This is a genomic window from Methylobacillus draconifructus (assembly GCF_045984385.1).
Taxonomy (GTDB): domain Bacteria; phylum Pseudomonadota; class Gammaproteobacteria; order Burkholderiales; family Methylophilaceae; genus Methylobacillus; species Methylobacillus flagellatus_A.
On the sequence record NZ_JBJQIJ010000001.1, the window covers coordinates 166530 to 181496 of the forward strand.

Annotated in this window: 12 protein-coding genes; 10 read left to right on the forward strand and 2 right to left on the reverse strand. The window is 61.3% G+C overall.

Annotated elements, in window-relative coordinates:
• Positions 1–2: 2 nt before the first annotated feature.
• Genes ACKF11_RS00895 through ACKF11_RS00905 form a run of 3 tightly spaced genes read left to right on the forward strand, consistent with a single transcriptional unit; the run spans position 3 to position 2607 of the window.
• On the forward strand, positions 3–599 hold the full coding sequence (locus tag ACKF11_RS00895) for a dimethylamine monooxygenase subunit DmmA family protein (protein WP_407995629.1): 597 nt from the start codon (positions 3–5) through the stop codon (positions 597–599).
• Positions 596–1549, forward strand: coding sequence for a PDR/VanB family oxidoreductase (locus ACKF11_RS00900; protein WP_407995630.1), 954 nt, complete (start codon positions 596–598; stop codon positions 1547–1549). Before ACKF11_RS00895 ends, ACKF11_RS00900 begins: the two co-directional genes overlap by 4 nt.
• 8 nt (positions 1550–1557) lie before the next feature.
• Positions 1558–2607, forward strand: a complete 1050-nt coding sequence (locus tag ACKF11_RS00905; RefSeq protein ID WP_407995631.1) for a heme-dependent oxidative N-demethylase family protein — start codon at positions 1558–1560, stop codon at positions 2605–2607.
• A 291-nt stretch (positions 2608–2898) separates the two neighbouring features.
• Here the strand turns inward: ACKF11_RS00905 and ACKF11_RS00910 are convergent, their stop codons facing one another.
• Positions 2899–4275 (reverse strand): PAS domain-containing protein, encoded by a 1377-nt coding sequence (locus tag ACKF11_RS00910; RefSeq protein WP_407995632.1) that lies wholly within the window; start codon positions 4273–4275, stop codon positions 2899–2901.
• 25 nt (positions 4276–4300) lie between these two features.
• Between ACKF11_RS00910 and ACKF11_RS00915 the strand changes: the two genes are divergently transcribed.
• From ACKF11_RS00915 to ACKF11_RS00925, 3 genes are all read left to right on the forward strand, one after another.
• Positions 4301–6112: a histidine kinase gene (locus ACKF11_RS00915; protein ID WP_407995633.1), complete on the forward strand. Its 1812-nt coding sequence runs from the start codon at positions 4301–4303 to the stop codon at positions 6110–6112.
• Between the two features lie 47 nt (positions 6113–6159).
• Positions 6160–6798, forward strand: a complete 639-nt coding sequence (gene narL, locus ACKF11_RS00920) for a two-component system response regulator NarL (RefSeq protein WP_407995634.1) — start codon at positions 6160–6162, stop codon at positions 6796–6798.
• Positions 6799–7034: 236 nt separating this feature from the next.
• Positions 7035–8723 (forward strand): APC family permease, encoded by a 1689-nt coding sequence (locus ACKF11_RS00925; RefSeq protein WP_405029477.1) that lies wholly within the window; start codon positions 7035–7037, stop codon positions 8721–8723.
• 58 nt (positions 8724–8781) lie between these two features.
• On the opposite strand, the gene ACKF11_RS00930 is transcribed toward ACKF11_RS00925, so the two are convergent.
• Positions 8782–9441, reverse strand: coding sequence for a MarC family NAAT transporter (locus ACKF11_RS00930; RefSeq protein ID WP_309564364.1), 660 nt, complete (start codon positions 9439–9441; stop codon positions 8782–8784).
• A gap of 419 nt (positions 9442–9860) precedes the next feature.
• Between ACKF11_RS00930 and ACKF11_RS00935 the strand changes: the two genes are divergently transcribed.
• The 4 genes from ACKF11_RS00935 to ACKF11_RS00950 are packed head-to-tail and all read left to right on the forward strand — an operon-like array spanning position 9861 to position 14960.
• Entirely contained in the window at positions 9861–11102 is a 1242-nt protein-coding gene (locus tag ACKF11_RS00935) for an FAD-dependent oxidoreductase (RefSeq protein WP_407995635.1), read from the forward strand.
• A gap of 26 nt (positions 11103–11128) precedes the next feature.
• Positions 11129–11389 carry a sarcosine oxidase subunit delta gene (locus ACKF11_RS00940; RefSeq protein WP_407994720.1) on the forward strand — a complete coding sequence of 87 codons (261 nt, stop codon included), beginning with the start codon at positions 11129–11131 and terminating at the stop codon, positions 11387–11389.
• The gene (locus tag ACKF11_RS00945; RefSeq protein WP_407995636.1) at positions 11386–14268 is read left to right on the forward strand and encodes a 2Fe-2S iron-sulfur cluster-binding protein; all 2883 of its coding nucleotides are present in this window, start codon (positions 11386–11388) and stop codon (positions 14266–14268) included. Before ACKF11_RS00940 ends, ACKF11_RS00945 begins: the two co-directional genes overlap by 4 nt.
• An 8-nt stretch (positions 14269–14276) precedes the next feature.
• On the forward strand, positions 14277–14960 hold the full coding sequence (locus tag ACKF11_RS00950; RefSeq protein ID WP_407994722.1) for a sarcosine oxidase subunit gamma: 684 nt from the start codon (positions 14277–14279) through the stop codon (positions 14958–14960).
• Positions 14961–14967: the final 7 nt, after the last annotated feature.

Consider the following 14967-nt stretch of genomic DNA (forward strand, 5'->3'; position numbering starts at 1 on the left):
CCATGGAACGCGGATACTGGATCAGGAGCAAGCCGGTATATGCCAGCCTGGCCTGGCAGCACCAGGCGCAGGCTCACGTGGTGCTGGCGCAGGGCGAGGCCGGGCGCGCCGTGCTGCGCCTTTACCAGCAACGCCTGCCCGAGCAGGCTGTCGTCATCCTGTACCTGGCCGGCCAAGAGGCGGATTACACTGCCGCGCTGAAATCCGTGGCAGGCGACGGCGTGCAGGTATTCGCCAGCCAGGAGGCGTTATGGGCTGCGTTCGACGCCCTGCTTTCCAACGCGTACATGGGTACGCGGCTGTATGCAGCCGGCGATGAGGATTTCCTCTGGCAGGTCTCGACGCTGGCCGCCAAGCATGGCGTGCTCAATGCCGACATCATGCGCGAGCAGCATGTGTCGCTGGCGCGCCCGGTGTACTGCGTGCACTGCAAGACGATAACGCAGCATGTCACGACCAATATCGCGGTATGCAGCGGCTGCCGGCGCCATCTTTTCGTGCGCGACCATTTCTCGCGCCGGCTCGGCGCCTATATGGGGTTGATGGTCGATGCCGAAGCGCCCGGCGAGATACCAGCGGCCGAGGAGATTTATCCATGAGCAGCTTGAAAGTGATCGTTTCCGAGATTGACGAGGCGGCGGAAGGCATACGCCGCTTCACCCTGATTGCTGCCGACGGCGGCGAATTGCCCGGGTTTTCCGGCGGCAGCCATGTGGTGGTGTCCATGCCGGCAGGGCCGCGTACCTACCGCAACGCCTATTCGCTGCTGAGCCCGCCTTCGGACCGCCGCAATTACCAGATTGCCGTGCGCCTGCAGGAAAACTCGCGCGGCGGTTCGCGCTTCATGCATGAGCAGGTCGAGGTAGGCACAGCGCTGGAAATCTCCTGGCCGGTCAACTTGTTCGCCATTTCGCGCGTTGGCCGCAAGCATATCCTGGTGGCGGGCGGCATCGGCATCACGCCGTTCATGTCGCAGGTGCATGACTTGCTGCGCAGCGGGGCGGATTTCGAGCTGCATTACGCCTTCCGCTCCCAGCGCCACGCCGGGTTTGTCGGCGAGTTGCAAGGCTTGCTGGGCGGCAGGCTGGTTTGCTACGACCAGAGCCAGGGGCAGATGCTCGATACCGCCACATTGCTTTCGCGCCAGCCGCTGGGGACGCATGTGTATGTCTGCGGTCCCGGCGGCATGGTCGAGGCCGTGCGGAATACCGCCAGCAGGCTGGGATGGCCCGAGGCGCATGTCCACCATGAGGAGTTCCTCGCGCCGCCCGTGGGCGAGCCGTTCGCCATCCGCCTCAGGCAATCGGCGCGGGTGGTGGAAGTGGGTGCCGAGGAAAGCATGCTGGAGGCCATGGAGGCTGCCGGCGTCGATGTGCCCTACCTGTGCCGCGGCGGCGCATGCGGCCGCTGCGAGCTCGAAGTGCTGGCGACGGACGGCGTGATCGAGCATCACGACCATTACCTGTCCGAAGACGAAAGGCGCTCGGGCGGCAAGATCATGCCTTGCGTTTCGCGCGCCAAATGCTCGTTTATTGAACTCAACCTCTGAGGTGCACCATGAACAACCTTGCCTACAAACTCGACGCGGAAACCTTCCGTGGCGCCTACACTTTCCACAACTCTCCCGCGGCGATCCGGCGCTTTCCTTTCCCGTTCGACGTGGACCACTACATGTACTCGGTCAACATCGAGCCGCACAAGCCCGGCGCGCAAGGCTCCGTCTATGAGCACCCGTTCGACATTGACGAGCACTATGCTGACGAGTGCGTGGACAAATGGGCGACCTTGGACCAGGACCGTGGGCGTTATGCGGCATTGCCGCACATGATGGACGCGCAATGGGATTTCCTGGAGCTCACCATGGAAAGCCTGGCGCGCGATTACCCGGCGCAATTCAAATTGAGCAAGCATGGCGAGCGCTGGACCTGGAACAACCTGGTACTGGGCATAGAGGATAGCTTCGTGTTCGGCGATGCTTCCACGTTGCCGATGGAGCCTTTCGAGTACATGGGCCGGCAGGTGCAAGGGGATTTCGTGCTGCTTGACCAGCGCGAGGGAACATTGTTCGCCGACGCGGGCTTCATCACCAGCCAGGCCGACTGGTCGCTCGCGTTCGACGTCGGCATGTCGTGGCACGAATGGCACGGCCCTGTGCCGCAGGTGGAGAAAATGGGCATCATGGACCGCGCGTTGAAGTTCCTCATGAGCCTGCAGCAGGGCAGCCCGGTGCGCCGCCTGAACTGGACCATGACCATCAACCCGCGCCTGGATACCTCGCCGGAGCATTACCCGGAGTGGGGTCCTGACCGGCTGAAAGTGGATGCGGGTAACGCGGGCGAGAAAGCGCACTTGCGGGTGGAGCTGCAAAGCCTGTTCCGCTTGCCGCGCAGCAACGCCATCCTGTTCAGCATCCGCTGCTACCTCATGAGCCTGGAGGAGATGGCGACCTACCCGCGCTGGGTGAAGCGTTTCCATCGCGTGATCCGCGACCTGCACCCCGACCTGCTGGAATACAAAGGCATCAGGGCGTATCACGAGCCCGTGCTGGCGTGGCTGTCGCAACGCGACGATGGCGAGGCGTTGCCGCCCGGCACGCAGCCGGAATGATATGGTTGTGTTTTAAAACGTAGTGAATGTGCCGCCTTGCCTTAGAGCCTGTTCAATGTCTTTTCATCAGGCACGTTGCCCCGGCAGCGAAGCCGCTGCCGGGGCAACCCGAAGGGCACGGCTCCAAAACGCGCCCGCTCTGCGTTGCAGTCCTTGGCAAGGCATCTGCATTACCGGCGGACTGCGCCTTGACCGGACACGTTTTGGACCCATGCGTGTCCGATGAAAAGACATTGAACAGGCTCTTACTTCTTCGGCAAGGTAACAATGCCAGGAGAGTTTTGGCCGCGCTCAGTGACCGAGCTGGCGTTGCAGTTGCATGAAGATCGGGGCCGCCTCGGCATTCTCTCCGCCCAGGGCGGCGATAAAGCCTTCCACGGCAAGCAGTTCGCCGGTGCTGGCGTAGATGCCGTTGCCCTGCTCCCAGACCCATTGATAGGAGCCGTTGCGTGAATACAGGCGGTAGATCGCCTGCAACGCCTGCCGCTGCGTGAGCTGTTCGCGGGCGGTTTCCCATACTTGATAGTCGCCCGGGTGCAGCAGTTTCCTGAAGCTGAGGGCGTGGCTGGCGATCAGCTCATGCGCACCGTAGCCGGTGAGGTTGAGGCTGCCGTCGCTGACGAACTCGAAATTGAGGCCGTGGTCGGCCTTGCGCCGGTAGATCATGCACGGCACGTTGTTGATGAGGCTGCTGAGGGAGTGGCGGTTGCTCCTGAGGCCGGCTTCCACCTGGCGCGCCTCGGTGATGTCGGTGAGGGTGCCGAGCACGCTGGCACCCTCGTTTTCCGCCATGGCGGAGCTGCGGGCGCGGATTTCCACCCAGCACGGCTCGCCGTTGCGTTTGATCAGCCGGATCTGCTCATTGCAGCGCAGGCGCTTGCCGCGGGCGATGGAGTCCAGGCGCGCAATCGCGAGCGGCTTGTCCTCGGGGTGGATGAAGTCGATCAGCGGTTTGCCCAGGGATTCTTCGATCGAGTACTCGAGCAGGGCCTCCCAACTGGGGTTGAGGAAACTCAGCCTGTTGCCGCGTTGCAGCTCGAACACCACTTCCTCCAGGCGGTTGATGAGAAGGTGGTAGTTGAATTGTTCGTTGAAGCGCACGCCGGTGGCCGGTCCGCTGGAAATCGGGGAGAATTGCAGCAGCAGGCGCTGGTGGGTGGCGCCGTGCCCCATGGGGGAGAGGGAAAGCTTGCTCGGCAGCACGGTGCCGTCCAAACAAAGCAGGCGCAAAGTGCTATCCTCCCTGGCGGGGGTGTCGATATTGGCAAGCAATGCAGCCAGCAACTGGTGGTCTCCCGGATGGATGACGTTGGTGAGCGGCATGCCGACGATCTGGTCCGACATGCCGGCCATGCCCAGCTCGTTGAGGAAGGCCTGGTTGGCGAATACCACCGTATGGTTCTCCACCACCGCTGCGGGTGACGAAAGGCGCGAGGAGACTTCGTGCTCCCAGTTCGGGCTGCGCATGCGCGCCTGCATGCGCCCTATGTTCTGGCGCGCCAGCACGGGGGCCAGCGCCGCCATCAGCAGCAGCGTCAGCAATATGCTGCTGACGATGAGGAGGCCGGTGAGGTGGGTGGCGAATGGCGCGCTGGCGGTCCACCAGCTGTTGAACACCAGCAGGAAGATAATGCTCAGTATCAGTGTGCTGAAAAGATATAGGCTCATGGCAGTGGCTAAAGGCTAGAACAATTTGCAATCCGGAACCATCAAGACAAGGCTGGGCAAGCCGCTTGGCATCCTGCGCGAGCGCTTGCTGCGCCATGCGCTGTACCTGCGCCTCGTCATGCTGCTGTCTTGCGCGGCGATACTGGCCGTCATGATGCAGGCAGGCTCGCTGTTCCTTCTAGATTACATACCCGCCAGCCAATCCGCAATCCAGCAGTTGGCGCAACGCAAGCTCGAATGGAGCCAGCTTCCCGGCAATGCCGGAGTGCGGCAGCCCCTTCCTGCCTGGAGCGCGGCGACGTTGAGCGGCGGCGATACCGCCCGCCAATGGTATGCCGAGCACCAGTCCCGAAAGTTGGCCTCGCTGATTGCCCGGCTGCAGCAGGACGAAGCCGCTTACCTTGCGGACGGAAGGGAAGCCTCAAGAACGATGCAGTCGATACTGGCAGGCCATGATGCCATGCTCGATGCATTGCGCCGTGACGTCGACGAAAAGCAGACGGTGCTGGTGATGCTGCAGTTCATTGGCCTGTTGCTGCTGTTGTGCAGCCTGGTCGCGGTAGCGTTGATGGTCAAGCAGATATTAATCGACCGGGTCGCGGCCTTGGTCGCCATGCTGCCGGGCGAGCAGCTGCCCGCACAGGACCGGCGGGACATGGACGAACTTTCCCAGCTGGAAGGCGTGGTGCAGGCGTTCTCTGCGCAGATGCAGGGCTTCAAGTCCGAAACCGAATGGTTCAACCGCACGCGGAGCGAACTGCTGCGCCGGCTGCTGCGTGCGCGTACCTTCCTGCACGGCCTGGTGCTGTCGCTGAACGACAATGTGCTGAACGAATCCGTGCTTAAGACCATGATTTACTCGATGGAAAGCAGCCTGGACCTGCGCAACGTATCGTTGCGCTTCGTGCTGGACGGCGGGGAGAGTCGGGGGGAGCGCCTGCTGTTTTCGCAATACGCCCCGGAAGCCTTGCCGGAAGAGGTGTTGCGCGACCTGGCGACGCGGCGCTCGGCCAAGTTCATGCTGGCGAACGAGTGTATTGCCGCGACATTCGCCTGCCCGGGCGACAATTTCGGCATGCTGATCCTGGAAGCCAAGCCGGGCCAGGAGTTGTACGAGTCCGATATTTCGCTGGCGGAAATCACGGCGCAACTGCTTTCACTGGTGCTGGGCGCGCAAAGCCGGGAGGAGCAGGCCCGGCGGCTGGCCCTGTTTGAGGAGCGGGCCGCGATTGCGCGCGAACTGCATGATTCCCTGGCGCAGTCGCTTTCCTACATGAAGATCCAGATCGCGCGGCTGCAAACGCAGACAACCGGCGAGCCGGGGGAAAACAGCGGGATCACTAACGAGATTGCGGGCGAATTGCGTGAAGGCCTGGATACCGCCTACCGCGAATTGCGCGAGCTGCTTTCCACTTTCCGCATGCATATGGATGTGCGCGGGCTGGGATTCGCCATCCAGGCGGCGATTGACGAGTTTTCCAACCGCTCGGCGGTGTCGATCACGCTGGATAACCGCCTGGTCAATTGCCGCCTGACAGTGAATGAGGAATTCCATATCCTGCACGTGATACGCGAGGCGCTTTCCAACATCATCCGCCATGCGGGCGCGCAGAATGTCGTGGTGGCGCTGGCATACATCCCGGGCAGCACCGTCGTGGTGACTATCGATGACGACGGCATGGGCATGCCGGCCAATGCAACGGACGAGCCAGGCCATTACGGGCAGAGCATCATGCGCGACCGGGCATACAGCCTGGGCGGGGACATCACGGTCAGCGCGCGGCGCCAGGGCGGCACGCGCGTCAGGCTGATTTTTACGCCCAAGCTCAACCAGTAATCCAAGTGAAGTTATTTCAACCTATTGCACGAAAGTAAGTGGACACTATGCTAAAGGTATTCCTGATTGACGACCATGCCCTGTTCCGCAAGGGCGTGAGCCAGATGATAGGCGCCGACCCGCTGTTCGAGGTGGTCGGCGAGGCCTCGTCGGGGCTGGAGGGCTTGGAGCAGGCGCCTGCGCTTGCGCCGGATATCGTGCTGATCGACCTCAACATGAAAGGGGTGGACGGGCTGGAGACCTTGCGCAGGTTCAAGGCCGGCGGCCTCCGGGCACGTTTTGTCGTGCTGACCGTGTCCGATGCCGAGGACGATCTTCTGGAGGCCCTGCGCTCTGGCGCGGACGGCTACCTGCTCAAGGATATGGAGCCGGAGCAGCTTTGCGCCAGCCTGAAGAAAATTGCGGACGGCGTGACCGTGATCCAGGACCGCTTGACCGAGGTGCTCAGGCAAGCGTTGCAGGAGCTAGGTAACAAGCCGGCGCCTGCGACGCCAGACCAGGTTTCCCTGACCGACCGCGAGCAGGAAATCCTGCAATGCCTTGCCGACGGCCTGAGCAACAAGGCGATTGCGCGTAAGCTCGGTATTTCCGATACCACGGTGAAGGTGCATGTGAAACACCTGTTGAGCAAGCTGCGCTTGACCAGCCGCCTCGAAGCCGCTGTCTGGGCGCACCGCCAGAAGTAATCCCTTCAAGCCGCCCTTGTTGCTCCTCCTTGCCGTGCAACTGGATTGTCTGCGTCGTCGCCCTGGTTCCGGAATGAATTAGAAAGGAAGTAAGTGGTAACTTTATTCTGGGCCCCTATACCTCCTAAGGAGTAATCCGTAGTGGGAATTGTGGCAGCCAGCCCATCCGTTATCCAATGCAATCCTGGAGAAGATGCATTCCCGCATCTTGATGTTCATGTTCAGGAGACTGCAAATTGAGTGCTACCCCATCCCTAGATGTCACGGCGGCGACCATCGGTCAGCCGCCCAGGTCCGGCAGCCTGCACCGCAAGATAGGCTGGCAGGGCGCGTTCTGGGTCGCCAGCGGCGTGCCGGCATTGGTGCTGTTTTCGATTGGCGCGATTGCCTCGACCGTGGGCAAGCCCGCCTGGCTGGCATGGATGCTGTCGATCACTTTCGGCTTCATCCAGGCGTTCACCTATGCCGAGATCGCGGGCATGTTCCCGCACAAGTCCGGCGGCGCTTCGGTATACGGCGCCATCGCCTGGGTGCGCTACAGCAAGTTCATCGCGCCGATCTCGGTCTGGTGCAACTGGCTGGCGTGGACGCCGGTGCTGGCGATAGGTTCCGGCCTGGCGGCGGGCTATATCCTGCTCGCGATGTTCCCTGCGGACGCGGTGATCAATACCTGGCAGATTACCTTGATGGACCTCGGCTTCATCAAGTCTGGCCTCAGCCTGCGCATCGACGCCACCTTCATTCTCGGCGCGGCGGTGCTGCTCGGCGTTTTCGGCATCCAGCACGGCGGCATCCTGCGCTCTTCGCGCGTGACCATGGTGCTGGGCCTGGCGGCCTTGATCCCGCTCATGCTGATCGGCATCGTGCCCATCCTCACCGGCGACATTTCCGCCGCCAATTTCCTGCCAGTCGCCCCGCTGGCTTACGACGAGGCCGGCAACGTGGTGAACGGCGCCTGGGATATCGAGGGCTGGAAGCTGATGGCGGGCGGCATGTTCATCGCGGCCTGGTCCACCTATGCGTTCGAGACCTCAGTCTGCTATACGCGCGAGTTCCGCAATCCCAAGACCGACACCTTCAAGGCGATCTTCTACTCGGGCTTGCTCTGCCTCGCCGTATTCACCCTGGTGCCGATCGCGTTCCAGGCCGATCTCGGCCTCGGCCACCTGGTGACGCCCGCCGTGCTGGATGCTGCGGGCAATGAAATCAGCCCCGCAGTCTACGACGGCATGCTGGCCCCGGACATTTACAGCGGCATGGGCGTCGCTAGCGCGCTGGCGTCCATGCTGGGCGGCAGCCAGCAGCTGGGCAATATCATCGTCATCATGCTGGTGCTGGCCCTGCTGCTCTCCATCATGACCTCCATGGCGGGCTCTTCCCGTACCTTGTACCAGGGTGCGGTGGATGGCTGGCTGCCCAAATACCTTTCCCATGCCAACGAGCACGGGGCGCCGACGCGCGCCATGTGGACCGACCTCTGCTTCAACCTGGTGTTGCTGCTGATGTCCGATTACGTGTTCGTGCTGGCGGTGTCGAATGTCTGCTACATCATGTTCAACTTCCTCAATCTTAACGCGGGCTGGATCCATCGCCTGGACCGGCCGAAATGGGAGCGCCCCTACAAGGCGCCGTTGATCCTGATCGTCCTGGGCACCATCTTGAGCTTTGTGAATGTCGCCCTGATGGGCTTGGGCGCCAATATCTGGGGCGAGGGCACCTTGTGGTCCGGCGTGGTATGCGCTGCGCTGATCGTGCCGGTGTTCCTCTACCGCCACTACGTGCAGGACAAGGGCGTGTTCCCCAGGGCCATGCTCGAGGATATGCATATGGGCGACGAGGCGGGCGTGAAGAAACGCGCGGGCGTCATGCCGTTCGTCGCCATCGGCGTGGCGGTGCTGATCGTGATCTACATGCAGCAGCTATAAGTTTCAGCTACCCAAGGACATCAAGGCCTCGCGAGAGGCCTTGATCGTTTCTACATCTCTACATCTTGGCGAATTCGATATAGAAGTCGCGTATGCCCGACGCCAGGAACTGTACCGCCACGCAGGTGAGCAGGAAGCCCATGATCTTGGTGACGGCCTGCATGCCGTGCTCGCCCAGCATTTTCTCGATATAGGTGGCCGAGGACAGCGCCAGGTAGGCGATGCCGGTGGTGATGGCAATCCCGGTAATGACGATGGGGTCGCCGATGAGGTGGGAGCCTTCGGGAATCTGCGAACCGAAACTCATGATGACCGCGATCGAGCCCGGCCCGGCCATGCTGGGCATCGCCAATGGCGAGAACGAATAATCCAGGTTGGCATGCTTGATTTCGTCAGGCTCCGAATCCACGCTGGAGGACGAATCCAGTCCCGAGAAGATCATGCGCAGGGCCAGGATCAGGATGATGATGCCGCCCGCGACGCGAATCCCCGGCATGGAAATGCCGAACAGGTTGATGATGCCGTTGCCCAGCAACAGGAACGTCGTGAGGATGCAGAACGCGTAGATGCAGGCTTTCTTGGCTTGCCGCTTTCTGGTCTCGACTGTCATTTGGCGCGTCAGCGCCATATACAGCGGGATCGTGGTGAGCGGGTTCATGATGGGCAGCAGGCCGATCACGACGATAGAAACGTATTTGAGGGCTTCCAATATGCTCAAGGCTCGGTCCTTTCCTGGGCTGAAGAATGTGTCTGGATAGGATTCTAATACGGGATGGTGCGCTGACCGTTGACTCTCGGTTTCTTCGATGGCCTTTTTTGAATGCGTCCTCGCTCGAGAGGCGCTTTTCTTTTCCCGAGTTTTTCATTTTTCCAGGCTTGGAAGTGATATCTGGCATCCAGGTTGCATGACCTTTGCTATGTCGTGAAATGAACAAAAACATGCACAAATGTGGTGCCTATCACCTTGAATTTGCTTGTTCTTGGTGCAAAGTTTCTTTTTATGAAAAAAAGTTTCATAAATGTGTTGACGCTGGTTTTTGACCTCGGTATAAATGCACTAAAGTTTCTTTTAGAGAAAAAAAGTTTACTTGAAGTGTATGCAGTATTGATGACTAAAGTTTTTTGGAGCCACGATAAATGCCGTTGAGATTGCTTAAATACGCGTTGAGCAGGGAGTACCCGGGAACGCGGTTTTTCCAGGCGCATACCGCGCCGAAGAAATCCTATGACGTGGTGATCATCGGCGGCGGCGGCCACGGCTTGGCAGCGGCGTATTACCTGGCCAAGCACCATGGCATCACCAATGTCGCGGTGCTGGAGAAAGGCTATATCGGCGGCGGCAATACCGGCCGCAACACCACCATCGTGCGCTCCAACTACCTCACGCCCGAAGGCGTGAAGTTCTACGACGCCAGCGTCAAGATCTATGAAGACCTTTCAGAGGAACTGGACCTCAACCTGTTCTATTCCACGCGCGGCCATTTCACGCTCGCACATACCGAATCCGCGATGCGCACCATGCGCTGGCGCGCCGAGGTCAACAAGCACGTGGGCGTGGAAAGCTATGTCGTCGGCCCGGACGAAATTGCCAAGGCCTGTCCGCAGCTTGACTTGAGCTGTAGTGGCAAGGCGCCCATCGTCGGCGCGCTCTACCATGCGCCTGGCTCGGTGGCGCGCCACGATGCCGTGGCCTGGGGCTATGCCCGCGGCGCGGACCGGCTGGGTGTGGAGATTTTTCAGAATACCGAAGTCACTGGTATCGACGTGAAGGGCGGCCAGGTAGTGGGCGTGAACACCAACAAAGGTTATATCGCTACCAATAACGTGCTGTCCGCCGTGGCGGGCTTCACGCCGAGAATCTGCGAGATGGTGGATGTGGAAACGCCTATCGTCATCCATCCGCTGCAAGCTTGCGTCACCGAACCGATGAAGCCGTGGCTGGATACCATTCTCGTCTCCGGCAGCCTGCATGTGTATGTGAGCCAGTCCTCGCGCGGCGAGCTGGTAATGGGCTCCTCGCTCGACCCTTACGAAGTGCACTCCACGCGCTCGACGCTGGATTTCGTCGAGGGGCTGACCTCGCACATGCTGGACATGTTCCCCTTCCTTTCCAATATCAAGGTAGTGCGCCAATGGGCGGGCATGGCCGACATGACGCCGGATTTTGCGCCGGTGATGGGCAAGACGCCGGTCAAGGGCTTCTACCTCGACGCAGGCTGGGGCACCTGGGGCTTCAAGGCGACGCCGATCAGCGGCAAGACCATGGCCGAAACCATCGCGCGCGACCAGGCGCCCGAGCTGATTCATTCCTTCCGTCTGTCGCGCTTCGAGGACTACGAGCTGACCGGCGAAAAAGGCGCGGCCTCGGTAGGCCACTAAGCCAGGGCATAGATGAGGAATACACGATGAAATTACTGACCTGTCCCGTGAATGGAACCAGACCACTGAGCGAATTCGTCTATGGCGGCGAATTGCGCATCCCGCCCGCTGCCGGTTGCAGCGACAAGGAGTGGGCCGACTATGTGCACAACCGCCATGGCGCGCCCGGCCTCAAGCAGGAGTGGTGGTACCACGCGCCCAGCGGCACCTGGTTCATCGCCGAGCGCAATACATTGACCGACCAAGTGATTCGTACATATCTGAAAGGGCAGGAGGGCAGCAAATGAGTGCACGTTTGACCAAACAAGCAGGTGAGTGGATCAACCGTGCTGCTGTCGTCAAGTTCAGCTTTGAGGGCAAGGATTACAGCGGTTTTGAGGGTGACACCATTACCAGTGCACTTTGGGCGAGTGGCGAAAAAGTGTTGGGGCGCAGTTTCAAGTATCACCGTCCGCGCGGCATCCTCAGCCTGGCCAACCATGACGTCAACGTGATGCTGACCGACGGGCTGGACACCAATATCCGCGGCGACGTGGCGCCCGTGAGCAACGGCGCTGTGTTGGAGGCGGTGAATACCGACGGCGGCGTGCGCAAGGACAAGAGCCGCATCATTGACAGTATCGCTCCGCTGCTGCCCGTGGGCTTCTACTACAAGGCGTTCCATACGCCCAAGAAGATGTTCCCGTTCTGGGAAAACGTCATTCGCAAGGCGGCCGGCCTGGGCGTGGTCAACTTCAACTATCCGCGCATCACCAAGCCCAAGCAACATATCCACTGCGACGTGCTGGTGGTCGGCGCGGGCGCTTCCGGCCTGTCCGCCGCTATCGAGGCTGGCAAACAGGGCCTGCGCGTGGTGCTGGTGGACGAGAACGCCCAGCTCGGCGGCAGTCTGGGCTTCGACTGGGGCGGCAGCCAGGAATCCGGCAAGCTGCTGGGCGAGTTGTCCGCCGAGGTGCAGGCATTGCCGAATATCCAGGTGATCACCAGCGCATATGCCGCCGGCTACTATCCCGACCACCTGATTCCCGTGGTGACCAAGGACGGCATGGTCAAGGTGCGCGCCGGGGCGGTGGTGATGGCGAGCGGCGCTTTCGAGCAGCCGCCGGTGTTCCGCAACAACGATATTCCCGGCGTCATGCTCGGCTCTGCGGCGCAGCGCCTGCTGCACCGCTACGGCGTCAAGCCGTTCGAGCATGGGGTGGTGTTCACCGCCAACGACTACGGCTACCGCGTCGCCCACGACCTGCTGGAAGCAGGCGTCAAGGTGGCGGCATTGATCGACCTGCGCACCGAAGTGGACGCGGCCTTGCCTGCCGGGCTGGCGCGGCGTGGCGTGAAAACCCTGCAGGGTAGTGCTGTGTATGAAGTCGAACCTGCTTCCGACAAGTTCAGCGTCAAGGCCGTGGTGGTCGCGCCCTATAACGCCGACAGCGCCGAGGCGGACACCGGCAGCAAGACCCGCATCGAATGCGACGGCGTGGCGATGTGCGCGGGCTGGGCGCCTGCTGCCAATCTGTTGTACCAGGCCGGCACCGCGATGCGCTACGACTATGGCGTGCACCAGTTCGTCCCCAACAAATTGCCAGCGGGTATCTTCGCCGCAGGCCGCGTCAACGGCGTCTATGCATTGGCCGACAAGCTGGCTGACGGCCAGCGTGCCGCGATTGCCGCGATGCGCCATATCGGCAAAAACCTGGCAGAAGCTGCGAGCGTGCCAGTCAGCTTAAGCGCGCAAAGCCACCCTTACCCCATCGTCATGCATGCCAAGGGCAAGAATTTCGTCGATTTCGACGAGGACATTCAGGTCAAAGACTTCATCAACGCCGCCAAGGAAGGCTTCGACAATATCGAGCTGATGAAGCGTTTCACCACCGTCGGCATGGGTCCCAGCCAGGGTAAGCATTCCAACATGAACGCGATTCGCATCCTTGCCCGCCTGCGTGGCGTGCCGGTGGAGCAGATCGGCACCACGACCTCGCGTCCGTTCTTCCATCCCACGCCGATCGGGCATCTGGGCGGGCGCGGCTTCCATCCGCACCGCACCACGCCGCTGCATGACACCAATGCGGCGCTGGGCGCCGTGTTCACCGATGTCGGCCCCTGGAAGCGCGCCGCCTACTATGCCGTGCCTGGTCAGAGCGTGCAGGACACCATCCTCGCCGAAGTGGAAGCCGTGCGCGGCAAGGCCGGTATCATCGACAGCAGTTCCTTCGGCAAGATCGAGGTGCATGGGCCGGAGGCCGCCTTGTTCCTCGAGCGTTTCTTCACCGGCCGTTATGCCGACCAAGGCGTTGGCGAGTCGCGCTACACCATGCTGCTGGACGAAACAGGCGTGGTGGTGGACGACGGCCTGGCGCACCGCCTGGAGGAGGAATTGTTCTACCTGACCTCGGGCACCTCGAATGCCGCCGCGGTCTACCGCGAGATGCAGCGCTGGCAGCAACTCTGGCAGCTCGATATCGGCCTGGTCAACGTCACCGGCTCCTATGCCGCGATCAATGTCGCCGGGCCACTCGCAAGGCAGGTCTTATCCGGCCTCGTGAATTTCAACCTCGGCGAGCAACAGCCGCATAGCGCGCGTGAGGCCGAAATTGCCGGGGTGCCGGTACGGCTGCTGCGCGTGGCCTTCGTCGCCGACAGCACTTATGAGTTGCACGTGCCCACCCCGCAAGCCGCTTTCGTCTGGGAACAGGTGATGCGCGCAGGTTCCAGCCTGGGCCTCAAGCCGTTCGGCACCGATGCGCAGCGCATCCTGCGCCTGGAGATGGGCCATGCCATGCCCGGCATTGATACCGACGGCCTGACCAACCCGCTGGAAATCGGCGCGGAGCATGCCATCGACATGAACAAGCCGGATTTCATCGGCAAGCGCAGCCTGGAGATCATCGCCAAGCGTTCGCTCAAGAAGGCCCTGGTGGCGTTTGCGCTCAACCCCGGCTATGCGGGGGAGATGCCGTTCGAATGCAACCTGGTGATCCGCAACGGCGAGATCGAAGGCCGTGTCACCAGTATTGCGTATTCCAGAACCGTGGGCCGCGTGATCGGTTTCGCCTATGTCGCGCCGCAGCACAGCGGCGTGGGTTCCAGTTTCGAGATCCGCACCGATAGCGGCGCGATAGCGCCCGCGACCGTAGTGCCTTTCCATTTTCTTGCCAGCCAACATTGAGACCTGACATGCAGACAGAAAAACTCATTACTCCCATCGCCCATGCATTGAACCACGCGCATGGCGAACAGATTGCCTGGGACGTCATCGATCAGATGAAAGTGGCGGCTCACTTTGGCGGCAAGGAACTGGAAGAAGAGAGGAAAAAGAATCTGGGAGTCGCTGATGCGAGCTTGCTGCGCAAGTTCGGCGTCAAGGGCGCGCAGGCTGCCGATTGGCTGGCCAGGCAGGGCGTCGCCATCCCGCCGCGTGCCAACACCTGGGCGCGCAACGTGGACGGCAGCCTGGTCTTGCGCCTGGGCAACAGCGAATTCCTGATCGAAGATGCGCCGGGAGGCACAAGCTGCGAAAGGCTGGCACAAGCCTATGCAGGGGCCAAAGGGGTGTATCCGGTGCCGCATGTGGAAGCGTCGTTCGTGATCGGCGGCCACGCGGTGCAGGCGTTGTTTTCAGAGGTTTGTTCTATTGATTTAACTCGCGCTTCGCTCGGCGCACAAGACGTCGTCATGACGCAATTCGCCGGGGTCAGCGTAGTCCTGATACGCCAGGACCTGCAGGAGGAGGAGAGCCTCTACAGGCTGTGGTGTGATAGTTCGTACGGTTCATATTTGTGGGAAGTGATCGCAGGCATCGCTCACGAGCACAAGGGCGGACCCGTCGGGATAGGGCGCTACTTCGCGGCCTATTCATAAAACTCAA